The organism is Fimbriimonas sp. LA-C6, assembly GCF_055398105.1.
This window is the reverse complement of the sequence record NZ_AP038796.1, coordinates 1,604,545-1,626,508: the sequence shown is the minus strand read 5'-3', so window position 1 is coordinate 1,626,508 and position 21,964 is coordinate 1,604,545. Positions and strand designations below refer to the sequence as shown.

Annotated in this window: 18 protein-coding genes; 4 read left to right on the top strand and 14 right to left on the bottom strand. The window is 55.5% G+C overall.

Going from position 1 to position 21,964, the window contains the following annotated elements; all coding sequences use genetic code 11:
• Positions 1-107 precede the first annotated feature (107 nt).
• The gene (locus tag ACZ51B_RS07580) at positions 108-290 is read left to right on the top strand and encodes a hypothetical protein (protein ID WP_464296075.1); all 183 of its coding nucleotides are present in this window, start codon (positions 108-110) and stop codon (positions 288-290) included.
• A 45-nt stretch (positions 291-335) separates the two neighbouring features.
• Here the strand turns inward: ACZ51B_RS07580 and ACZ51B_RS07575 are convergent, their stop codons facing one another.
• A complete protein-coding gene (locus tag ACZ51B_RS07575) occupies positions 336-3,440 on the bottom strand; it encodes an alpha-L-fucosidase (protein WP_464296630.1) in 3,105 nt (1,034 codons plus the stop codon).
• An 89-nt stretch (positions 3,441-3,529) separates the two neighbouring features.
• Here ACZ51B_RS07575 and ACZ51B_RS07570 point away from each other — a divergent pair, with 89 nt between their 5' ends.
• Entirely contained in the window at positions 3,530-4,342 is an 813-nt protein-coding gene (locus ACZ51B_RS07570) for an alkaline phosphatase family protein (RefSeq protein WP_464296629.1), read from the top strand.
• 17 nt (positions 4,343-4,359) lie between these two features.
• On the opposite strand, the gene ACZ51B_RS07565 is transcribed toward ACZ51B_RS07570, so the two are convergent.
• Positions 4,360-5,421 (bottom strand): discoidin domain-containing protein, encoded by a 1,062-nt coding sequence (locus tag ACZ51B_RS07565; protein ID WP_464296628.1) that lies wholly within the window; start codon positions 5,419-5,421, stop codon positions 4,360-4,362.
• Entirely contained in the window at positions 5,418-7,439 is a 2,022-nt protein-coding gene (locus tag ACZ51B_RS07560; RefSeq protein WP_464296627.1) for an alpha-amylase family protein, read from the bottom strand. The genes ACZ51B_RS07565 and ACZ51B_RS07560 overlap by 4 nt, the downstream gene beginning before the upstream one ends.
• 64 nt (positions 7,440-7,503) lie before the next feature.
• Here ACZ51B_RS07560 and speE point away from each other — a divergent pair, with 64 nt between their 5' ends.
• Entirely contained in the window at positions 7,504-8,328 is an 825-nt protein-coding gene (gene speE, locus ACZ51B_RS07555; RefSeq protein ID WP_464296626.1) for a polyamine aminopropyltransferase, read from the top strand.
• Positions 8,329-8,364: 36 nt separating this feature from the next.
• On the opposite strand, the gene ACZ51B_RS07550 is transcribed toward speE, so the two are convergent.
• The 3 genes from ACZ51B_RS07550 to ACZ51B_RS07540 form a co-directional block, all read right to left on the bottom strand.
• Positions 8,365-8,874, bottom strand: a complete 510-nt coding sequence (locus ACZ51B_RS07550; protein WP_464296625.1) for a hypothetical protein — start codon at positions 8,872-8,874, stop codon at positions 8,365-8,367.
• Positions 8,875-9,055: 181 nt separating this feature from the next.
• Positions 9,056-9,547: a hypothetical protein gene (locus ACZ51B_RS07545; protein ID WP_464296624.1), complete on the bottom strand. Its 492-nt coding sequence runs from the start codon at positions 9,545-9,547 to the stop codon at positions 9,056-9,058.
• Between the two features lie 199 nt (positions 9,548-9,746).
• Positions 9,747-10,022, bottom strand: a complete 276-nt coding sequence (locus ACZ51B_RS07540; protein ID WP_464296623.1) for a hypothetical protein — start codon at positions 10,020-10,022, stop codon at positions 9,747-9,749.
• A gap of 337 nt (positions 10,023-10,359) precedes the next feature.
• On the opposite strand from ACZ51B_RS07540, the gene ACZ51B_RS07535 reads away from it, so the two are divergent.
• A complete protein-coding gene (locus tag ACZ51B_RS07535) occupies positions 10,360-10,839 on the top strand; it encodes a VOC family protein (RefSeq protein ID WP_464296622.1) in 480 nt (159 codons plus the stop codon).
• On the opposite strand, the gene ACZ51B_RS07530 is transcribed toward ACZ51B_RS07535, so the two are convergent.
• The 8 genes from ACZ51B_RS07530 to ACZ51B_RS07495 all read right to left on the bottom strand — a co-directional run bounded on the left by ACZ51B_RS07530 (position 10,836) and on the right by ACZ51B_RS07495 (position 21,933).
• Entirely contained in the window at positions 10,836-13,901 is a 3,066-nt protein-coding gene (locus ACZ51B_RS07530) for an AfsR/SARP family transcriptional regulator (protein ID WP_464296621.1), read from the bottom strand. The genes ACZ51B_RS07535 and ACZ51B_RS07530 overlap by 4 nt on opposite strands.
• A gap of 110 nt (positions 13,902-14,011) precedes the next feature.
• Complete coding sequence (locus tag ACZ51B_RS07525) at positions 14,012-14,464, bottom strand: globin family protein (RefSeq protein WP_464296620.1); 453 nt, start codon at positions 14,462-14,464, stop codon at positions 14,012-14,014.
• Positions 14,465-14,587: 123 nt separating this feature from the next.
• Positions 14,588-15,703 (bottom strand): Gfo/Idh/MocA family protein, encoded by a 1,116-nt coding sequence (locus ACZ51B_RS07520; protein ID WP_464296619.1) that lies wholly within the window; start codon positions 15,701-15,703, stop codon positions 14,588-14,590.
• Between the two features lie 2 nt (positions 15,704-15,705).
• Entirely contained in the window at positions 15,706-16,563 is an 858-nt protein-coding gene (locus ACZ51B_RS07515; RefSeq protein WP_464296618.1) for a sugar phosphate isomerase/epimerase family protein, read from the bottom strand.
• Positions 16,564-16,637: 74 nt separating this feature from the next.
• Positions 16,638-17,510 (bottom strand): carbohydrate ABC transporter permease, encoded by an 873-nt coding sequence (locus ACZ51B_RS07510; protein ID WP_464296617.1) that lies wholly within the window; start codon positions 17,508-17,510, stop codon positions 16,638-16,640.
• Entirely contained in the window at positions 17,507-18,403 is an 897-nt protein-coding gene (locus ACZ51B_RS07505) for a carbohydrate ABC transporter permease (protein WP_464296616.1), read from the bottom strand. Before ACZ51B_RS07505 ends, ACZ51B_RS07510 begins: the two co-directional genes overlap by 4 nt.
• A 5-nt stretch (positions 18,404-18,408) precedes the next feature.
• Complete coding sequence (locus ACZ51B_RS07500; RefSeq protein ID WP_464296615.1) at positions 18,409-20,595, bottom strand: alpha-galactosidase; 2,187 nt, start codon at positions 20,593-20,595, stop codon at positions 18,409-18,411.
• A 3-nt stretch (positions 20,596-20,598) separates the two neighbouring features.
• Positions 20,599-21,933 carry an ABC transporter substrate-binding protein gene (locus tag ACZ51B_RS07495; protein ID WP_464296614.1) on the bottom strand — a complete coding sequence of 445 codons (1,335 nt, stop codon included), beginning with the start codon at positions 21,931-21,933 and terminating at the stop codon, positions 20,599-20,601.
• Between the last annotated feature and the right edge of the window lie 31 nt (positions 21,934-21,964).

The following is a 21,964-nucleotide window of genomic DNA, read 5'->3' as shown; positions in this document are numbered from 1 at the left end:
CTTCTTAGAACGCCGATGAGGAATGCCGCGGCTTAGACAAGTCCGCCGATGCTCTGCAAGGTCTCGTGGGAAGGGTTGCTACCCGCTCTGACTCAAAGGAGCAGAGCATGTTAAGTCTTGGAATTGATGCATGGAAACCCTACTACACAAACCAACGTGCCAAGGGACTCTCCAGCACCGAAAGCTACGTCATCCTCGCCAGAAAGCTGCTGCGTGTTGCATGGAGCGTTTACAAGCAAAAGGGTCCGTTCATACAAAAGAACGGACCCAATATTGACAACCCAACATAGAATCTCCCCTGATTTCGGAAAATCATGGGGAGAAGGGCTCGGAAGTTAGTTGGCGGTTAGGCGGACGGAGCGGAGGTTCATGAGGCCTCCTCCTTTTAGCTTGATGGCTCTTACGATGCACTTGCTTTTGCCTGCGGTGACGATGGCTACGTTGCCGAGGTCGACTGTTTTGAAGGACTCCCAGCCGCCGGTGGCGGGGACGGTGCCTCTTACCGTTTGGGTGCCGATTTGGACTTCGTAGTCGCTGCCGGCGTCTTCGTTGGTGCAGGCTATTTCTAGTTGCAGTTTGTACTCACCGGGGGTGGGTAGTTCGAATTCCCAGGAGGCGTTGTCTTCGGCTCGGGTCCAGAAGCCGATGCAGTTTTTGTTGGCTTCGAACTTGGCGGCGGAGCCGGTGATGGTTGCATCGGATGCGGTGAGATTGAGCACTCCGTTGGCGTCGGGTCTTGGCAGGATCGGCGCGATGTCTGGGGTGCCGGTGATGGGGAGGACGATGACGGTGGCCAGCTTGTCGGGCAGGTAGGTTGGGACGTCGAGGTAGACGCCGTCCTGCTTCTGCTCCGCGCTTAGTTTGCTAGATGGGTTGATGAGATAGTAGGCCTCGCCCAGTTTGTTCTTCAAGCCGGGGAGCCAGATTCGGCCACCTTTGAAGACGTGCAGGTAGAGCTTGCCGGGCTTTTGCGTGACTCGGCCCCATGGGAGGACTTTGGGGAATGGGCTGGCGTGGGAGGAGTAGATGGCTTCGCCGTTTGCTTCGGTCCACTGGCCGACGACCGAGAGCCGCTCGACGCTGGGTTGGGGGATCTCGCCGAGGGCTGTTGGGCCGACGTTGAGGAGGTAGTTGCCACCTTTGCTGGCGCAGTCGATGAGGTTTCGGACGATGGTTTCGGACGACTTCCAGTTGTGGTCGTTCTTACCGAAGCCCCAGGTGTCGTTCATGGTCATGCACGATTCCCAGTCGGTGGTGAGACCGTTGGCGGGGATCTCCTGTTCTGGGGTGCCGTAGTCGCCTGCGAAGCCTTCGCCGTTATTGAGACCGGCCATGCCGTCTCGACCGGTGTCGACGCGGTTGTTGATGATGATGTTGGGTTGGAGCTTGCGAACGAAGGTGTCGAGGTCCTTGCCGCGCTCGTGGGTCCAGGTTCCCTCCCACTCGCCGTCGAACCACACGAGGCCGATGGGGCCGTAGCCGGTGAGGAGCTCTTTCAGTTGAGCTTTCATGAAGGCGACGTACTTATCGAAGTTGGCTTTGCTGGCGTCACGTGTGTCCCAAGACCGGCGTGGAAGGTAGTCGGGGTGGTGCCAGTCCATGATGGAGTGGTAGAAGCAGAGCTTGACTCCCTGTTCTTTACATGCCTGTGCCAGTTCTTTGAGGATGTCTCGCTTGAACGGTGTGTAGGCGACGTTCCAGTCGTTCTGTTTGGATGGCCAAAGTCCGAAGCCTTCGTGGTGCTTGCTGGTGATGACGATGTACTTCATGCCCGCATCTTTGGCGATCTTGACCCACTGTTTGGCGTCGAACTTCACGGGGTTGAACTTGGCTTTGAGCGGCTCGTAATCTTCTGGCTTGATCTGTGCTCCGGTCTGGATCCATTCGGCTGCTCCGCCAATGGGCTTGCCGTTCCACTCGCCTGCGGCGACAGAGTACAGCCCCCAGTGGATGAACATTCCGAAGCGGGCCTCTCGCCACCAGGCCATGCGCTTGTCGCGTGCTTCTTTTGATTCGACGACAACGGAGGCTTTGGGCGATGCGTAGACGCTGACGGCTGCCAGGACGGGGCACGCTCGGGAGTCGGTGATGTGGATTCTGAGAGCCTTTGCATCGGTGATGGGCACTTGGAGGAGTCGCTTGTGGCCGATGGTGGTTCCTTTGGCGATTTCTTTCCAGCCGTTATCGGTTTCTGCATCTACGGTGAAGGCGGCGACTCGCTGTCCGAGTTCGATCTTCTCTTGGAGCAAGATTCGGTCGAACCGCTTGGTTTTCCCTAGATCGATCGTAAGGGTGGCTTGTTTGACCCCTTCTGGAGCGGCCCATATGGCGCTCTTTTTGCCACTGGTGAGGCTGTTGGCGTCGAGACCATTGAAGGTGGCATCGGCAGTTACCTTGGCGCCTTTGGCGAGGTCTTTCTTGAAGGTTTCCTCGCGGAGTTTCTTGAAGCCCATGAGCGCGGCGACGTCGTGCTCGTTGATGAGACCTCGGCGGTCGGGCGGGACGTTGAGCAGGAAGGAGCCGTTTTGACCGACGTTCTGGTTGTACAGGTCCATCAGCTGTTGAGGAGTCTTTACTTGGCCGTCTTGCTCTTTATGATAGAACCAGCCTGGACGGATGGAAACATCGCACTCGGCGGCCACCCAGTGGGTTCCGTCTCGTTGGCCTTGGGTGAGCTCTTGGTAGTAGGGGGTGCCGGGGACGTAGCGGTCTCGGTTGATGGTGGACCAGCAGGTCGGATCGGAGACGCCGCTCTCGTTGCCTACCCAGCGAATGTCTGGACCGGCGTCGCTAAACATCACTGCGTTGGGTTGGAGCTCGCGGACGGTTTTGTGGAAGAGGGGCCAGTCGTACACTTGCTTCTTGCCGTTGGGGCCTTCGCCGTTGGCTCCGTCGAACCAGACTTCAAAGATTGGGCCGTAGTTGCCGAGGACCTCTTTGAGCATGTTAGCAAAGGTCTGGTTGTACTCTGGGGTTCCGTATTTGGGGTGGTTCCTATCCCATGGGGAGAGGTAGATGCCTAGCTTGAGTCCTTCTGCTTTCAGGGCGTCCGAGAGTTCGCGGATGATGTCGCCTTTGCCGTTCTTGTAGCTGCTCTGTGCGATGGTGTGGGTGGAGTATTTGCTGGGCCAGAGGCAGAAGCCGTCGTGGTGTTTGGCAGTGAGGATGAGGCCCTTCATGCCTGCCTGCTTGGCCACTCGCGCCCACTGTCGGCAGTCTAGGCTGGTTGGGTTAAAGATCTTTGGGTCTTCGCTGCCGTGTCCCCATTCGAGGTCTGTGAAGGTATTGGGGCCGAAGTGGATGAAGCCGTAGTACTCCATGTTCTGCCAGGCGACTTGTCGCGCATGGGGAACAGGTTGTAGGGGAGTAGGTGCATTCGATTGCATGGGATGGCTCGATTGAAGAAGTGTTGCGAGGATAAGGCTACTAACCAGCGACATATGACATTCACCAAAACAAAGACTTGCTAGACTTTGAGAGCATATTTACACGTTTAGTCCGCGAAAAGAACATCCTCTGGACCTCTTTCATGAAAATTCTATCACCAGCGATACTCATTAGCATTGACGGGATGCGTCCCGACGCGATTTCCGAAGTCCGCACTCCTACGTTACACCGTTTTATGCAGAACGGTTCTTCTACTTTGAAGGCGCAGTGCGTCATGCCTTCTTCGACGCTAACTTGTCATACATCGATGCTGCGGGGAGTGGATACGCCTCGGCATGGGATCACTTCCAATACGTTCCACCCGCTGGTTCGTCCTGTGCCGAGTCTGTTCGATGTGGCGACTGCGGCGGGGTTGCGGTGTGGGGCGTTCTTTAACTGGGGGCAGCTGCGGGATTTGTACGATCCCGAGTCGGTAGTGGTGAGTTACTACGAGAAGACGGCGACCATTGATGGTGGTGACCAGGGAGTGACTTCCGCTTTCGAGAGCTACGTGGCGCGCGAGCACTTGGACTTTTCCTTTGTGTATTTGGGGCGGACTGACGAGGTGGGGCATGTACACGGTTGGATGAGCCCTGAGTACCTCCATGCTGTGGCTGAGGCGGATGCTTGTGTGGAGCGGGTGTTGCAGGCGATGCTGCGGAAAGGTTTGGATCCGCACATTCTCGTCCAGAGCGATCACGGTGGGCATGAGCGGACGCATGGAACGGACATGCCGGAGGATATGACGATCCCTTGGATCCTTCGCGGGCCACGGGTGGCTGCCGGTCGCGTGATTGAGCGGGATGTGAAGATCTACGACACGCCTGCGATGCTGGCTAAATTGTTGGGGCTGGAACTACCTCGGGAGTGGGATGGCCGGGTTGTGGATGAGGCCCTAGTGGGTCCCCTCCTTTAGGGAGGGGACATTGGTGTCTATTTGGCGGCAGGGATGATGTCTAGCTCGGCGATGGATGCGTAGGGCATCTTGTGGGCTTCGGACTTCATGACGAACTTGAAGTATCGTGCCTCTACAGGCTGGGCTAGGCGTGCTCTGCAGGGAGTGGAGACGGCAGGGAAGGAGCCGGTGATGACCGGTTTGCCCCAGTCTTTGCCGTCTTGGCTCACGTAGAACTCGTAATCCTGGACCATGCCGTTGACGCCGCCGTCTTGGCGCGTGAGATAACGGAAGCCGCGAATCAGTTTCGTTTCGCCGAGGTCGATTTGGAACTCGTGGGGGTACTTGGCTTCTTTGCCGGAATATCGGCTGTGCCAGTAGGTTCGGGTGTCGCCGTCGATCGCGTTGAGGGCGGGGCCTTCTTCGGTCTCCTCACTGCTTGCGTAGCGCAGTTTCCAGTTGCGTTTGGCGATCTTGCCGTCGACTACGGCGTTGTAGACCTCTTCGGCAAGGAGGGACGCACCTTCTTTGTTGAGGAGCCAAGAGTCTGCGAACATCTTCCGTTCACCTTTGAAGAGCGAGAAGGAGTCGATTATCTGCAACGACTCTTCACGAGCGGTCTGTTTTAAGAGAGGAACAATGCACTCTTCAACCAATCGAATCGGAGCGATGTCGGAGTCTGCACTATCCCAAACGGGCGAGGGTAAGCAAAGAAGAATCTTTGGCTTTGAGGGTAACTGTCGCAACTCGGCAACGATTTTCTTGACTCCTGAGACATAGGAGTCTGCCGAGTCGTCCCAGGATCGAGGATCTGAGTCCATCGGACCGACTTCAAGGACCACTACTTGAGGGAGAAATCGTTTCGCAGCCTTAAATTCTGGTGTCGATATTAAGGCGTTCCTTCTGCTGGTTTGAACGACGGTTGCCCGGTGCTCAAAGCTTCGGAAGTCGTAGGCGCTCCCAAGCATTTTCCGTAGCTGGGATGGATAGTTGCCTTGTTCTGCAACCTCTACACGTGGGTCGAATACTAAGCGTGGGGTGATGCAAGCGACACGAATCGCTTCCGTCTTGATAGCTAGGAGTGCGAGCAGGGTGATCATTTCGGTTGAGCCTCCAAGACTACGACTTCGAAGGGCTTCAGTTCAATCACTTTGGACTTTCCAATGGTGAGGTCGAAAGCTGCCTTGCCTGCATCCGCTTTGCGCGAGTGCTTGACGGTGTAGGTGCCGCTGACAGAGCTGGGGAGCTCGAAAACCTGCACGAGGTCAATGGAGTAGGCCTGTGTTTTGTCGCTTGGGTTGCGGAGGACGATGGTGCCTCGCTTACCGTTCCAGGCCGCGTGGCCGTAGACTTCTAGCAGGCTTGGGTCGCCGCCGATCCAGTGGGAGTCTTCGAGGACGGAGGCGTTGGCTCGTGCCCACTTGGCTGCTTCCGCCAGGTCGTCCCAGTTGCTCGTGTTGAGGAGCTTGGGCGAGATGTACATCTCTTGCAGCTGGGTTCCGGTGCCGAAATAGGACCAGACTTCTGAGCCGAAGTCGTTGTCTGGGTCGGTGTTCAGGTGATCTGCATGCTGCGCGTAGATGAGGCCGTGTAGCATCAGCGAGTTGACAGGGAAGAGGGGGCCGCTTTGGACGATGCCGTGATAGGTGTCGGCGTCGCGGTAGGTCATCCACTGCTGTCGTTTGCTGCCGACTCCGGCGAAACCGTGATCGTAGCCGCCGCGCCAGATGGAATCGGCGTAGCGCGTCCAGAAAGGCGAGGGCCAGGTGCCGGTGGTGAGATTGATGAACAGGCTGGGCTTGACGATTCGGAGATCCTTGATCAGCTGGATGGCTGCCTCGAAGTCGCTGCCGAATTCGCTGCCTGGGTACTGCTTGTCGGGACTGCCGGTTCCGTCGAACTTGAACTGGTTGATGCCGTACTTCTCGACGAGGTCGAGGCAGACTTCATGGAATCGCTTGTAATATTTTGGACCCGAGAGTGCGTAGCCGTTCTCGTCTGTTTCGTAGCCAAGCTTCTTGGCGGTAGCGACTCGCTGTGTGTGGGGATCGCCGTATCCGCCCCATGGGGAGAGCCAGATTCCTGGGTCGGCACCGATCTTCTCGGCGGCCTCTTTGAGGGGGGAGAACCCTTTGGGGAACCCAGAGTGGAACTCCCAAGCCGTGGCGGTGTCGTCCCAGCCGTCATCGAACAGGAAGGAGTCCATCTTGACGTCTCGCTTGTGAACGAGTTCGTCGGCGTAGGCGTTGATAACTCCCACGCACTCGGTGTCCTTGAATTTGGTGAAGTATCCGAGGTCGTACCAGGAGTTGTAGTGGAGGAACGGCTTGTAGGGGCGTGCGCGCTCTCGCTCCACATATCGCTGGAAGCCTCGTCTCATCTGACCCTTTGGCGAGACGCCGATGACTGACGAGTAGGACGTGGTGATGCCGGGTTGGAGGGCGATGGATCGGGTGATATTGCAGGTGAATTGGCTGCCCTTCACCGTGCTGTTTGCCATCGGATGTTCGAGGCCAAAGAACCACTGACCGGCTACTACCGGCGAGCCTTTTACGGTGCCGCTGACTTCGGGGGTTGTTGCTGTGGCGTCGACCAGAACGATGTCCGCCACATCAACCGCTTGCTTAGTAGGCGTGAGGGCGAACTCTTGGCGGAGGTAGTTGGAGCCGTTGCGAAGGATGCCCTTCCAAGCCACTTCGAGTCCAGACTCTGGGTCGATCAGTTTGAGCTGGAGCTGCTTTCCTTCGATGCCCTCTGCGAAGCATGGGGAGGCTTTCTGCACAGGGACGGCGCCGAGGGTTGGCTCGGTGACGACCTTCATTTGGTCGGCTGTGAGCACGCGTCCGGATTTGAGAACGATGCGGAAAGGGGTGGCGGTGGAGACCAACTCCTTCTTGGATGCCCATGAACTGTTGATCTTCGTGAGCTTGAACGGGGAGAAGGACCAGGTGAATCCGATCGAGCCGTTGCTGAGGGAGGCGGTTTTTGTATTCAGCAATCCGGCAGCTTTGCCAGGCTCGGGGAAGGACCAAGTTGCTTGTCCGGCATGTGTCGGCGAAGCTAAGAGAAGGATGCAAGGCCAGAAAATCGATTTCTTGAGCATAAGAAGGGTGTCCAAAATCGATTTTACTTAAACGCGTTAATTAAAGCTAGACGTATGCGATTTCAGGCACAATTCAAGTGTGCCAAACGACACTCTGGTTTTCCCGATCCGCAGTGACAAGCTGTCGATGAACGTCTTGACGAAGTCTCATCTGTTCCACACCAAGACAGATTTTCAGACGATCGACATCATTGACACGGAAGTGTTCGGAAAACTGCTCCTTCTCGACGGTCATATCCAGCTTACGGAGATGGACGAGCGTGCTTACCACGAGTCGCTGGTGCAGATTCCGCTGATGGCGGTGAAGGAACCGAAGTCGGCGCTGGTGGTTGGCGGTGGTGATGGTGGCGTGATTCGCGAGCTTTGCCGACACAAGACCATTGAGCATATCGACATGGTGGAGATTGACAACGGAGTGGTGCTTGCTTCCAAGGAGCATCTGCCTTCTTTGAGTGCGGGTGCTTTTGATGACCCACGGGTTCACCTTCACATTGAAGATGCGTTTCCGTTTGTGAAGGCTGCCACGCGCAAGTACGATCTCATCGTGGTCGATTCGACCGACACCTACGAGGACGAAGAGGGCGCGCTGAGCGAGATGCTGTTTACGGCCGAGTTTTACACCGACTGTTTGAACGCGCTTTCGGACGATGGGATTGTGGTTACTCAGGCCGATAACCTGGTGTTCTGCCCTTATTCACTGGAGAGCATCATGAAGCTGTTTGGTCAGGTGTTCCCGGTGACCGGGTCGTACCAGGCGATTATCCCTTCGTTCGGTGGATTCTCTGGGTTCGCCTGGGGAAGCAAGAAGACGCAGGTGCAGGCTGTTTTCGATCCGAAGGTCGATTTGGCCTATGTGAACGAGGCGACTTACGCCTTCGCGTTCAAGCCTCTTCGGTTTGCTTGAGACGTAGAAGCCACGGGCTTCTACGTCTCACTTATGTCAGGGATGTCCGGGCTTGTTGAGTTCTGCTATGGCAGCATCCCAGAGTGCTTTCAGTCTGTTGGCATCGTAGGCCGACTTGAAGCTCTCGCTGAACTTAATTTGGTGGATGTGGTGCTTTCTGAGGCACGATAGAGGCTTTACCTCGTCGACCCCATCCATACCCGGGATGGTGAGTGTGTAGGCGTGGATTCGTGAGTCGTAGATGAGACTCGTTTTGGATGTAGACCGGAGCGTGAAGCTCACCGTATGCACTTCGATGCCTGTAACTGTCGCTCGGGCAACCCAAGTCTGCTTTTTCCAACCTGCGCATAGTCTGAGTGATCGCATACCTACCCATGTGTCTGCCTCTAGGCCAGTGTGAGGAGTGTTAAAGCTGCTCCCAATGGCTCTCGTAAAGGCTTGATTGAAGCGATCTGCATTGTATGAATTCGTGTTGTCGTTAATTGCGGAAGCTGCCGTACACAGTGTGGCTGCAAACAAGAGCGACATGGAGCGAAGTTGTTGCATAGTGTGCCTGTTTTTCCGCAAAAGAACAGTTGGTTCCTAGGGTGAATTAGCAGGTTAGGTCTTCCGTTGGCGCACGGGTTGATGCGCCAACAGCGAGTGGAGTTCGTACTTATAACAAGCGATGTCTATTGATCTACCCGTAGCAATTGGTCACGTTCGCTTGAAGGTCACCTGCCCAGTGTCAGGGGTGTCCGGGCTTGTTGAGTTCTGCGATGGCGGCATCCCAAAGTCCTTTGACCGAGTTGGCATCGGAGACCGACTTGAAGTTCTCGCTGAACTTAATCCGGCTTGTGTGGCGCCTTCCGATTTGGGTCAGAGGTGTTACAGTATCGACCCCATCCATACCGGGGATGGTGAGCGTGTAGGCGTGGAGTCGTGAGTCGTAGACTAGATTCGTTTTGGATGCAGGACTTAGAGTGAATTTCACATTGTGAACTTCGATGTGCGTCTGAATCGCTCGGGCAAACCAACTCTGGTTGTTCTGACCTAGGGGGGCCTGTAGTGGTCGCTTACCTCTCCACACGTCTACCTCTAGGCCAGTGTGAGGAGTGTAAATGCTGCTCCCAATGGCTCTCGCAAAGGCTTGATTGAAGCGATCTGCATTGTACGAATTTGTATTGTCGTTCGTCGCTGAGGCAGCTACGCATAAGGTCGCAGCGAACAAGATTGACATGGAGCGCAGAGGTTGCATTGTGTGCCTGTAGTTCCGCAAAGAAACATTTGGTTCCTAAGGTGAATTAGCAGGTTACGCGCTAGGTTGGCGCATGGGTTGATGCGCCAACGCTGAACAGGACTCGTAACGGTAACCATTGATGTCGATTGATCCCGGCTTCCTGATCAGTCACGTTTACTTGAACGTCGCCGAGATAGCATCAAGGGTGTCCGGGCTTGTTGAGCTCTGCGATGGCGGCATCCCATCGTGCTTTCACTGCGTTGGCATAATCGCCTGAGCTAAAGGTCTCACTGAAGGTGATCGGACGAGTGAACTTTCCTCGGAAGGGAGCTAAACGCCTGATGTTATCGACCCCAACCATTCCTTGGATGGTCAGTGTGTAACTGTTGCTTGCTCGGTCGAAATCGAGTTTCGTTTTGCAGGCAGCCGTAAGCGTGTAACTCACCGTGTGCTCTTCGACGTGCGGGATAGTCACTCGGCCGAACCACGATTAATTAGTTGGTGGAGCGAATGGCAGTAGCCGTCGATTTCCTTCTAAGGTTTTTGCCTCCAGACCCGTGTGGGGAGCGTTAAATGTCATCATTGCGGCTATCCCCAAGGCTTCACGGAAGCGACCTGCGTTATACGTGTTTTTATTGTCGGTGGTTGCTGACGCAAGTGTGCAGAGAGTTGCGGCGAACAAAAGTGACATGGAGCGCAGTCGTTGCATTGTGTGCCTGTATTTCCGCAAAGGAACAGTTGGTTCCTAGGGTGAATTAGCAGGTGTGGGCTGATGCGCCAACAGTGAAGGGAGCTCGAACGTATAACAACTGATGTCTCTCGATCCACGTGTTCGAATCGGTCATGTCCATTTGAAGGTTGCCGACCTTGATCGAGCCCTCGGGTTTTACTGTGGGGTTCTCGGTTTTGAGTTAATGCAGAAGTTTGGGTCGTCTGCCGCCTTTATCAGCGCCGGTGGCTATCACCACCATATCGGCTTGAACACGTGGGAGAGCAAGGGAGGCACTCCTCCGCCTCCGGGCACCACAGGACTCTATCATTTGGCGATTCTTTATCCTGACCGACAGACTTTGGGAGACGCATTGAAGAGGCTGGTGGAAGCTGGGATCAAGTTAGATGGCGCTTCTGACCACGGTGTGAGCGAAGCACTGTATCTGACCGACCCCGATCGGAACGGTGTGGAGCTTTATCGCGACCGTCCAGAGAGTGAGTGGCCTCGGCTGGAGAATGGCGATTTAGCAATGGTTACTCGGCCTTTGGACCTTCATGCTTTGCTGGCGGAAGCTCATTAGACGACGAGAGAGGGCTTGTTTGTGAGGGCTAGCTTGAGGGCAGTGGAGCGTTCCAGTTGCTGTCCCTCGTCCCACGCCTTTTGGAAGGCCTCTTCCCCAAGGCTTTTCCGCAACGAGTCGGTCAGCGATTCGACGAATCTTAGCTCACTCGCGACAACCGTGAATCCCGTGTCACGTCGGTTCTTGTCCGACGAAGAAATCAGGTGAACGGCTAATTGTGGCCTGCCTTGGAAGGCATGGATCTGCGCCAGGCTGTGGAGCGCTACGTTTACCCCGCCGTGATCTCCGAGCTTCGTCCACGCTTGAAGTGCGTACGTCGCTCTTTGCCAGGCCGTGTCGAGTTCTCGCTTTTGGAAGGCTACACGGCCCAAGGAGAGGTTTTGGTCGGCGATTTGGTGTGGATCGCCGGTGATGGTCCATAACTCTAGGGCACCTTCAAATCCAGTTTGCGCTGTCTCGAGATCGCCCTCTTCGAATGCGATTCTCGCGGGTAGCTCAAGGGCAGCGGCATATCTTCCGCTGTCTCTCAGCCCTAAGGCTCTTTTACGTGCATCATCGGCTAAGGGCTTTGCTTCTTCCATGCGCTGAAGTTCATAAAGGACCCAGGCGTATTTCAGCTCGACGGCGTTGAACACGTAGGGGTCATCAAACTCGGTAGCGAGTTCAAAAGCGGTACGAATTGCTTCGAAAGACTCGGCGAGTTTGCACTGGTAGAACAGCACGTAGGCCCGGGTGTTGTAGATGAAAGTGTTGAGGCCTGGATTTGCTGGGCTGCTCAGGGAGAGCGCCTCGTCTAGGAGACGAATGGCGTCTTCAAACCTGCTTTGGCGCATGGCAACCAAGGCTTGTCGGACAAGGGCATGACCTTGTCTGATGGGGTCATGGAGTTCTTGGAAAATCGAGGCAGCCTCCTCGGCAAGAGCGAGCGCGTCGGCTAGCTCGGAGACTGCATATTTGAGGTTGGCATACCCGACAATGCATTCAACCTTCAGAAGTTGATCGTAGTCTGCGGGGATCTTTGGATGAAGCAGATCGAAGTAGTCGCATCCTTCTCGGAACTGCCCGCGCTGCATCCAATAGCGCCAAAGTCTGCCCCCGATTTTAATAGCCAGATCGAGGTCGTTATCGACGACCCACTTGAGGGCGAACCTTAGGTTGTCGATCTCGTGATCAACCAGCTTTAAGTGCTCGACCACACTGCGCTCTCCCTCACGCGGTACGCATCGGTTGATGAGAGTGAGCAGAACAGAACTATGGTCGTGATACGCCTTATGGAGTTCATCGGCATCCATCTGGGTCGCGACATAGTCGCGCACCGTCTCAAGCATTCGAAAGCGGACGGTGTCTTGCGAGTCTTCGATGTTGACGAGGGAGTAGTCGTTGAGGAGCTCCAGCATTTGGAGCGCATCGAGATTGCCGCTGATCTGTGCAGCCTGATCTAAGTTCCACCCACCTCTAAAGGCCCAAAGCTGCTTCATGAACTGTTGCGCACTGTCTGGAAGCTGTCTAAAGCTCCAGTCGATTGCTACCTGGAGGGTGCGATGGCGTTCTGGAAGGTCGGAGAGGCCCGAGCGAATGATCGACAGTCGATCCGTCAACTGATCGAGTAGCTGCTTCGGCGTCATGAGCCGCATACGGGCTGCCGCAACTCGGATTGCGAGCGGAATTCCTTCCATGCGCTCCACGATGGCGATCACGCTTTCACGATTCTCGTCCGTGAGTTCAAAAGTCGACTTAACCGACTGGGCCTGATCGACAAAGAGTTGAACTGCCGGGCTTTGTTCGGACGATTCGACCGGCAACGGTTCAAGGTGGACAAGATGCTCTCCCGTAATCTTGAGTGGGATGCGAGACGTGATCAGAAGCGACAGTTGCGGCTTGTGGTGGAGAAGGGCTCTGACGAGTTCAGCGAGTTCGGGCAGTAGCTGCTCCAGGTTGTCGAGGACGATCAGACAACTCTTGTCGGGCATGACACGAGTCAGGTATTCGAACGCGTCGACGTTGGGCGGGACTTGGAGTCCTACGGACAACAGGAGGGTCTCAGCGAACCGTTTGGAGTCTTGTACATCCGCAAGGTTGAGGAATCTCGGCCCGTCTGCGAAGGCACCATCCAGCTTGAGTGCAACCTCCATGGCGAGGCGCGTTTTTCCGATACCACCCATGCCCAAGATCGTGACGAGTCGGCTTTTTTTGCCATCGTTGCCACGAAGCTGATTGACGACGTTCTCAAGCTCTGTTTCACGACCGAAGAACCGATCGATCGGCATCGGCAATCGAGGTTTCGCGAGTTCTATCAGATGGCTTGTTTGAGTTTTTGATGAGACAAACGCTCCACTTTTGAGCTGTTCCATCAACTCGACCGCTGATTCCGAGGGGCTTTTGTTGAGGCCCTCTCGAAGCACACGGCGCATCTGTTGAAACTGAGCCAGCGCGTCCACAACCTCGCCCATGTTGCCAAGAGCTTGCATGGCGAGCATATAGCCTGCTTCAGAAAATGGATCTTGCTCTACGGCCGACCGTGCGAACTCGAGCGCTTTCTCAAATTCCTCGGCGTCGCGGTGGATTTCGCCGAGGGCGATGGCCAGCTTGACGCGGTGACGTACGATTCGGCTCCGTTCCACCTCAACCCAATCGTCGTCCCAGCCCTTCAAGAGGTCGGTGTCCGATATTCTCAGACCCCGCTCTCCGAACTCAATTTGTTCGCTTGCCAGTAACGAACTGGAAACTTTTTTGCAGCACTCATAGAAGTCACCGAGGTCTGTCGTCACGACGGACTGATTCATCCGAACGTGTTCTAGATCGGCTTCGATGAGGGTGCTGGCCAAACCGAGTGAGCGACGAAGTCGGCTCAGCTCTTGGCGTAGCCTCACGCGTGTGGCGTCGTAATAGTCATCGGGCCACAGTAGGTCAGCAAGACTTTCTCGCGATGCCACACCGTTCTTTGAGATGGCGAGCCTAGCCAAGATCTGCGCAGATCGCTTGGTTTCAAACCGGTCGTAGATGACCCCGTTTGTGCCCTGAACGGCAAGTGATCCGAATAGCTGTATTTTCCAGGACTGCATGGGCTACCGCTGTGATGAAGTCGTTGGAGGCATGCTCACAAACTACCCCGGTTTGTGCTGTTCCGGGAGTGCTTCACTACTAAGCAGGTATTGTGACCAACTCTTAAATTTTAATCTAGCCTAGCTTTTTGGGTGTGCGCTGGCTCGTTTGCCTGAAAGATGAGATGTTGGAGCAACAGTTCCCATGCACGCTCTTCGTGGACGTGCAGCGGTTCTTCTGCGGCCGTAGTGAAAGCGGTCACGAGTAGTTCGAGAATCTCCGTCTTGGAGACCCCGGGAAAACTGCTGGGGACCAACAGGTTCAGCAGGCCGCGGACGTGCATTTTGAACTCTTCATAACGAGGTGTGCTTTGGACGACCATCGCCAGCCGCATCATGATTTCGTCGCCGAGATTGATCAGATCTTTTGAATAGACGGTTCTTAGCACGGGATAGCGATCGAAAACGAAGAGGAAGAAGTGGTCGGCGGCGATGTCCGACCTGGGGACCACGGCCATGAAGGATTGCTGAAGTGCGCGCACTTCGCTCGCCGTAATTGAGTTGGGCCGGGTCGTTCTGTCCATAAGTCACACAGACACTCACTGAGAGTCGTGTTTTGATTCTCCACAACCAACGTGACAGTGCCCGTGACGACGCGTGACAAAACAGCCTGCCTCCCAAAAATGCGAAGGCAGGTCCGATTTACACTAGTGAATATCGACCGGAATGCTTCCGTTTCGAAGAGATTCGGTCGCTGCGTACCCGGCAGCAACGCTCATGCGAGCGGCGATTGGTGTGCAGTCGGTCTCTTCGCCGGTCTCCAGATAGTTGATGAACTCCGCCAGCGTGAGCTCATCGGAGCCGCCGTGGCCGCCTTCTGCCTCTGGCTCTCGGTGTTCTAGGTCGCCTTGTTCGGCGTATCCGTATCGCGACTCGTTCCAGAGCCGCACGACAGACTTTCCGGGTGCGTCGCCAAAGTTCTCAATGCGACCGCGCGTTCCAATAACCGTATAGTTGCGCCAGGCATCGGGGGTGAAGTGGCACTGCTGGTAAGAGGCGAGCACTCCGTTGTCGAGCTCCATCAGCATCATGCTCACGTCTTCCACATCGGTAATGGGATAGACCTGGGTGATGGATTCAGGAGGCCAAGTCTTTTTGAACTCAACTGGGATTCGCTCTCCGGGCTGCTGTCGGTCGGTGATGTCGCCATACACCATGAGCTTGCCCATAGCGGTCACGCGCTTGGAGTAGCCGCCGCATAGCCAGTGGAGGATGTCGATGTCGTGAGAGCCTTTCTGAAGCAGGAGTCCTTTGGACTTCGAGCGGTCTGCGTGCCAGTCCTTGAAGTAGGCCTCGCCGCCGTAGCTTACGAAGTGGCGGCACCAAGCGGTCTTCACTTCGCCGATGAGTCCTTCTTGGATCCACTCGCGCATTTTGCGGATGACGCCGAAGTGGCGCATGTTGTGGCCAACGTAGAGCTTCGTTCCGGTTCTCTGGGCGGCTTCCAGCACTCGATCGCATCCTTCGATCGTGATCGCCATGGGCTTTTCCAGATAGATGGGAACGCCTGCTTCGAGGCAAGCGATGGCCTGCTCTTCGTGAAGAAAGTCGGGCGAGAGCACGAAGATGGCATCGAGCTTCTGGTCGAACAGTTCGCAGTAGTCGGAGGTCACAAAGACGTCCTCGCCTGCAAATTCTTTGAATGCTGCTTTCGCAGCATCTGAGGGATCTGCGAGGGCAACGAGATGTCTTCCTTTATCGGGGTTATGTGCCGTCTTTGCTAACGAACTTCTGAGACCCCAGCCAATTACACCAAAACGCATTTTCAAACAGCTCCTAAAATCGAATCCATCGCACGAGATGTATTCGCAATCCGCGTCATGGGGTGGTGAGCGTAGTACGGGATCATTTCGGCGACGACTGGACCGTCATAGTCGATCACTCGAATAGCAGCCATCACTTCGGGCCAATTTACATCGCCCTCTAGCAAATCCACGAAACCATCTAAAACACCCACACTTCGGCGGAAATCTTTAAAATGAATACCCACTACGCGGCTCTCAAGGGTGCGCAACCAATCCTCTGCGTATCCATACGGCAGGATGTTCGCAACATCCACGTAGGCGCCCACGTATGGACTGGCAAACTGGTCGATGAACTGGGCCATTTCCAGCGGGCTTAGGAGGAACTTGTTCCAGACGTTCTCAATGCCCATGCGGACCCGAGACTGTTCGGCGGTTTCAAGCGCCTGTTTCACTCCTTCGGTCGCATGCTTGTAGACGTGGGCATAGGGGATGCGGGGTCTGTCGGGCATGAAGAACACTTCCACCGCACCAGGAATCGTCAAGAGAGTTCTGGCCCCGAGCCAGCCAGTGATCTTGAGCATCTTCTTGAGATCGGATAGGGCTTGAACCCGGTTGGCCTCTTCGATGTCCCCGAGGGCACGTTGCCAATAGAGGCCGCTCGCGACGCTGGGGATGGCGATCCCGAGATCGTTCGCTTTCTGGCGGATGGCTTCACATTGAGTCTGGGTGACGTCTAGGCCGAAGGCGCCAGACTCGCCGATACACAGCTCTACCGCTTGGAAGCCGAACTCTTTGGCGCGCTCAAGGCATTCAATGACGTCGTAGGCGCCTTCTAAACCACCGGGGAACGACCAGTAGTTAATCGACTTCAAAATCATGTCTTTAAATTGTGAACACGGACTCTAAAACGTGGCTATATTCGAGAGTCCGTGTGATCGGATTTGGGGTTGGGTCAGCCTTTGACTGCGCCTGCTACCATTGTCTGCTGAATCTTGTCACGGAAGATCCAATACACGATTAATACCGGCAACATGACAATAACGAGGCCAGCAAAAAGCGCACCCCAGTCGCTTTGGTAGTGCTCCACGGCGGTCATCTTGGCGATGCCAAGGGGCAGGGTGTGGTTCTTTTCATCGGGCAAGAGAACGAGCGCCAAACCGTACTCGTTCCAGAGACCGATGGCGTTGAAGATGCCGACCACCAGCAGACCTGGGCGGACCAACGGGAACATGACTTTCCAGAACGTCTTGTGCTGGTTGCATCCGTCAATCTCGGCTGCCTCGGCAAGCTCGCCCGGCAGTGTCTGGAAGAAGCCAGTCAGAACGAAGATCGTGAACGAGAGTGAGTAGGCGACGTAAACGAGGATCAGACCTGTTTTGGTGTCGACCAGTCCGTTGGGTCCTGTTCCTGGCAGTGAGATGCTCTTGAGTAGGAAGAAGAGCGGGATGATGATGAGGAAGTTGGGGAACATCATGCCACCCAGGAATCCGCCGAACATCAGCTTAGAACCCTTGAAAGGGAAGCGAGCGAAGATGTAAGCAGCCATCGCGCCGACGGGCAGCAGAATCACGAGCGTTCCGAGCGTGATGACAATGCTATTGAAGAAGAACCGACTGATGCCGGCTTCATTCCAAGCCCGCACATAGTTATCGAACTGCGGAGACGCGGGAAGCCCCCATGGAGTGGAAACGATCTCACGTCCCGTTTTAAGGGATGCGATGAGTACCCAAACCAAGGGTAGCAGTACGCTGATGATGAACAGGATGACGGCGGAACTGATCAGGCCCTTTCCAAAGGCTTTCAAGTTGATCGTAGGTCGTCTCATCGTTTGGCCTCCTGTGGGTCGCGTCGAAGGACGAAGAGCACGAGAACGCTAAGTGTCATAGAGGCGATAAAGCTTGCGACTGCAATGGCCGCTCCGTAGCCAAAGTGGCTACTTCCGAAAGACTGGGTGTAGAGGTAGGAAAGCGTGACTTCCGTGTGATGGTCGGGGTCGCCGCCGTTGGTCATCATGTAGATGAGCGTGAAGACGTTCATCACGTTGATGACGATGTAGGTTCCGGCAACGCGTTTGACCGACCAGAGCATCGGCCAAGTTACTTTCCAAAAACGGTGGAGACCTGCTGAACCATCTAGCTCAGCCGCTTCACGCACTTCCGATGGGATGCCTTGGATTCCAGCAGCAAACAGCAGCACATAGAAGCCGAGGACGTTCCAAATAAAGGTCACGGCCACGCAGGGAAGCGCTGTTTTTGCATCGCCCAACCATGGATGGATCCAACCGTTCAGGTTCAGAGCCTTCAGGCCGCTGGTGAGGAGGCCGTGTACTGGATCGTAGAGGAAGCCCCAGAGTGCAGCCACGACAACGAGTGAGACCACTTGGGGGAACAGCACGACGCCCCGCACGACTTTGGCCATTTTGCCATCGCCTTGCATGGTGTGGGCGACCATCACGCCTACCGTGATCACCACGAATCCGCAGACAACGAGCAACCAAATGTTGTTGCCAAGTGCCTGGAGGAAGGTGTTATCGTGTGCGAGGTTGCTGAAGTTCTCAAGTCCTAGGAAGGTCTTTTTCCCAGAAGCGCCTTTCCATCGGTAAAGGGATAGATAGAACGACTGGATCAGCGGTACTACCACGAATACCGTGTAGAGAATCACGGCAGGTGCTAGGAACGATACTATAAAGAGACCGTCCCCTTTCTTTCGGCGTGCCATCGAGGCTATTTCGCACCTCGAATAACGTACCAGGTAAAGCTGTGAGCGGGGAGTTCGACGGTCAATAGCAGTTTGTGATCTGCGGTCAGTTTCATCAGTTTCGGCTTTTTGTCTTCCTGGGAAACAAGGCAATTGGAAGACAGGCCAGTATAGTACACGGAAAAACGGATGTCTTGCTTAATCGGTTTATCCGTTGGGTTGTAAAAAGCCGCTAATCCCTTGTCTTTCAACTGAGGGTTTACGTGGAGCACGCCGTCTAGGTTTCTTCCGTCTGCTCTACGGATGTGGATGACGTCCGACTCTAGGATTGCGCGGTATTTCTTGAACCAGCTCACCCACTTGATGACCATGGCTTTGGTTTCTGGGGAATCGTAAAGGCGTGGTCCACGATAGCAAGCCTGTGCGCCGTAGCTTAAGTTATTGAAGAGGTGCTGTTCGTAGTCGGCGAGGTGTTCGTGCAAGGGCTCGATGGTTGCCGCCGGGCCGCCGCCTTGATACTCCACGAGGGGCACGAACATCCAGCCCATGCTGGGCGACTTCTGCCAGGTGCCGTCAAAGAGGTTCTGGCGAGCATGGATGTGCTGCTGGTCGCGTGGGAGGGACCAGTTGGTCTCACGATAGCCCATGCCGGTCTTGTTGGAACCTGCGAGGAAGTAGGAGTCGGGCACGTTCAAGAAGACACCCTGCTGTCTGCACCAGCGATAGAACTCAGCGATCTTGGCATACTGCTTCCACTGGGAGTCCTCTAGGCCGCGGTGGCCGGGGTGGGACGTCGAGGCGCAGAAGTCACCAGGGTAGCTGCCGTCGTGCTCCAGCAGGTTGAAGCCCGTGGCTTCGATGAAGTGCTGGATGTGTTTGAAATACTGTTCGCCCCATTTGCTGCACAGGCATGGCGAGTCACCAAAGATCGCTCCGCCGGTTTTGCCCGTCTTGGGATTGATGACGTCGTTCTCGTCGTTGATCCTTCTGCTGGCGAGCAGGGAGTATCCGCCCAGCATCAGCCCCTTTTTGTTCGCGTACTCTCGGTACTCGCGGAACCGTTTGATGTTCGCCTCGGAGTCGTCTTCCATATCGAGACCGCTGCCGAAGCTGAAGATGATCATCTCAAAACCACACTCGGCAGCCTGATCAATGGCTGGGTACGCGACTTTGGGGTCGGTCGAGGTGAGGTGGAGCATCAACGGGTTCTCAAGAACCCAGGGGGACATGGCGCGGTAAAGCTGGCGAACTCCTAAGCCGATCCGTTCACGCTCGGTGGAGTCGTGCGACATCTCGAAAACGTGGAAGCTCTCGAAGTTCTTTCCTGGCTCTAGGTCGGTGGATGGGCCAATCGGGGGTTTAACTTCCAGCACGCACGGGGTCTTTTTGTCGTAGTTGACTTGAGTCCCGTACTCAGGGTCAGTCTCCCAATTCACTGTTCGGTTGGAGTTGTTGACACCCATTCCGCCGAAGGAGTAGTTGGTGACCACGGTGAGGTTGGGCAAGACCCAAGTTGGGGACGCGTCCACATTCGATTCACCTTCTACCATCCCAAGGATTTCACAGGAGAAGTTTTCGATGCGGATGGACTTGGAAGACTTGTTCTCGACGGTGAGCCATTTTGAAATGAGTGGCAGTCCGTCGTACAGCTCGTAGTGAACACCCACTCGGATGCCTTGTAGCTCGGTGCTTGGGGCTTTGAACCAGAGAGTGAGCGAGACGCCTTTGGGTGGCCAAGGGGTTTTTGGCGATAGCTTCCAGCGCTTCCATGGAATTCGCTCAGCGGCTAATCCGTGCTCATAGCCGTCGAACTGGAAGGCGTTGGGATCGCTCGTCAGATGCTCCAGCCAGTCACGGCGGAGGAAGGCGAGGTTGGGCTGGCCCTTTAAGCCGCCAACGTTCCACTGCTTCCCGTCGATATTGAGGGATGCTTCGGGTTTGACTGCTCTAAGGAGGGCTTCGCCAGTGACGAGGTTGTCAAAGCCGACTGTGGCCGCGTTGGGGCTGATTCGGAAGGTGCGTGAGACGAGGCCATTTGCAAGAACAATTTCAGACGAGGACTCGCCCTTGAATACTCCTGCTTTGGTGCGAGTTCGTCCGAGAAGCCAGTCGGCATTCTCGGACTTTCCGTCCCACTCTGGCAGCGGACCGGCGATTGCATTGGTGATAACAGACATGCTCATAGCGGCGATCAGTGCCAGGTGGGTGTTCATGGGTTACAACTTGTGCTTCGTAACGTTAGCGTCTTTGCGTGTCTTTTCGGCTGCTGCCTCAAGGCGGTCAGCGAATGCTTCAGGAGTCAGATCACCGCTCATGAGAGAAGTGAGTGAGTTCTGAACCTCTTTATCCAGCTCTGGATACCACTGTCGGAACTGAACTGCCCACACGTGCTTGCTGTCCTTGAAGATCTTGGCTGGTGCCTTCAAAGGCTCTGGCAAGGTCACTTGGTCCGATCCCTTGATCGCCATGAGAGTTCCTTTCTTCTCGACAAACTCCTTCGCCTTTTCGAGGGAGGTCATGTACTTGAACAGTGCCACGCCGCCTGCGATGTTCTTTGCCTTGCTTGGGATCATCCATGGCTCGATGCTGATATGGACGCTGCTAGGGTCACCCTTGCCGCCGGTCACCACAGGCGTCAGCATGAACTGGAAAGAGGCATCCTTCGGCATCGTTTTCTGCATTTCTGTAGGGAGCCACGTGCCGCAGGGGATCATGGCAACCTTGCCGTCGAGAAACTCTTGCTGAGAGATGGTGTGCGTGAGAGCAGCCGCGCCATCCTGGAAGTAGCCTTTGTCTTTCAGCTCCTTCAGCATCTTGGCCGCTTGCAGAACTGCAGGTGACTTCCAAGCGCCTGGAACGAGGTTCTCGGCGTCCTTGATTGCGTCGGCTCCTCCAATGCTCTGAACCCAAGGAAGGAACATTCCCCACTCCATGTACTCTGGGTACTTGCCCTGGTATGTGATGGGTGCAAGGCCCTTGGCTTTGATCTTCGCGCAGAGTGCGAGCAGCTCTTCGTAGGTTTTAGGAGCGGTCCAACCGTTCTGGGCGAACAGCTTGGGGTTGTAGTACCAGCCGAGGACGTTGAAGTAGTAAGGCAGCATGTACTGCTTGCCTTCCATCTGCCCAAGCGCGAGGAGCGATGGCTCGAAGGTGTCTTTCCAGGTGCCGGACCCCGAGTAAGGCTTGCCTTCTAGGATCTTATCAAGCTGAACGAGCTGATCTTCCTCGGCGTTGACCCAAGGGTGGAGGCCCCAGCCTGGGAAGGTGAGGTCAGGAACATCTCCCGAAACAAAACGAGGCTGAAGCTCTTTCCAAACTTCTGGGCTACCTGAGACCTTCACCTTGGTGCCGGGATTCTTTGCCTCGAAATCCTTCGCAAACTTCTCGTAGAGGTCGATATTGAAACCGCCCTGAAAGGCGACGAGTTCGATATTGCCTTTGACCGGCCCGGTGGCGATCTCCGGTGCGGCAGACTCCGACTTACTGCCGGAACCACAGCCGGCAATTGCTACCGACAGTACGAGGGCAGCGAAAGAAAGTTTGTTATTCATGGGATTATTACTGTGTCCTTGCTCTCAAGAA

Bases quoted from the DNA above. Each gene is read 5' to 3' on its own strand.
- ACZ51B_RS07515 (WP_464296618.1), bottom strand. From the start codon at position 16,563: ATGATTTTGAAGTCGATTAACTACTGGTCGTTCCCCGGTGGTTTAGAA.
- ACZ51B_RS07550 (WP_464296625.1), bottom strand. From the start codon at position 8,874: ATGCAACAACTTCGCTCCATGTCGCTCTTGTTTGCAGCCACACTGTGT.
- ACZ51B_RS07565 (WP_464296628.1), bottom strand. From the start codon at position 5,421: ATGATCACCCTGCTCGCACTCCTAGCTATCAAGACGGAAGCGATTCGT.
- ACZ51B_RS07545 (WP_464296624.1), bottom strand. From the start codon at position 9,547: ATGTCAATCTTGTTCGCTGCGACCTTATGCGTAGCTGCCTCAGCGACG.
- ACZ51B_RS07570 (WP_464296629.1), top strand. From the start codon at position 3,530: ATGAAAATTCTATCACCAGCGATACTCATTAGCATTGACGGGATGCGT.
- ACZ51B_RS07510 (WP_464296617.1), bottom strand. From the start codon at position 17,510: ATGAGACGACCTACGATCAACTTGAAAGCCTTTGGAAAGGGCCTGATC.
- ACZ51B_RS07495 (WP_464296614.1), bottom strand. From the start codon at position 21,933: ATGAATAACAAACTTTCTTTCGCTGCCCTCGTACTGTCGGTAGCAATT.
- ACZ51B_RS07520 (WP_464296619.1), bottom strand. From the start codon at position 15,703: ATGCGTTTTGGTGTAATTGGCTGGGGTCTCAGAAGTTCGTTAGCAAAG.
- ACZ51B_RS07530 (WP_464296621.1), bottom strand. From the start codon at position 13,901: ATGCAGTCCTGGAAAATACAGCTATTCGGATCACTTGCCGTTCAGGGC.
- ACZ51B_RS07505 (WP_464296616.1), bottom strand. From the start codon at position 18,403: ATGGCACGCCGAAAGAAAGGGGACGGTCTCTTTATAGTATCGTTCCTA.
- ACZ51B_RS07525 (WP_464296620.1), bottom strand. From the start codon at position 14,464: ATGGACAGAACGACCCGGCCCAACTCAATTACGGCGAGCGAAGTGCGC.
- ACZ51B_RS07580 (WP_464296075.1), top strand. From the start codon at position 108: ATGTTAAGTCTTGGAATTGATGCATGGAAACCCTACTACACAAACCAA.
- ACZ51B_RS07575 (WP_464296630.1), bottom strand. From the start codon at position 3,440: ATGTCGCTGGTTAGTAGCCTTATCCTCGCAACACTTCTTCAATCGAGC.
- ACZ51B_RS07535 (WP_464296622.1), top strand. From the start codon at position 10,360: ATGTCTCTCGATCCACGTGTTCGAATCGGTCATGTCCATTTGAAGGTT.
- ACZ51B_RS07500 (WP_464296615.1), bottom strand. From the start codon at position 20,595: ATGAACACCCACCTGGCACTGATCGCCGCTATGAGCATGTCTGTTATC.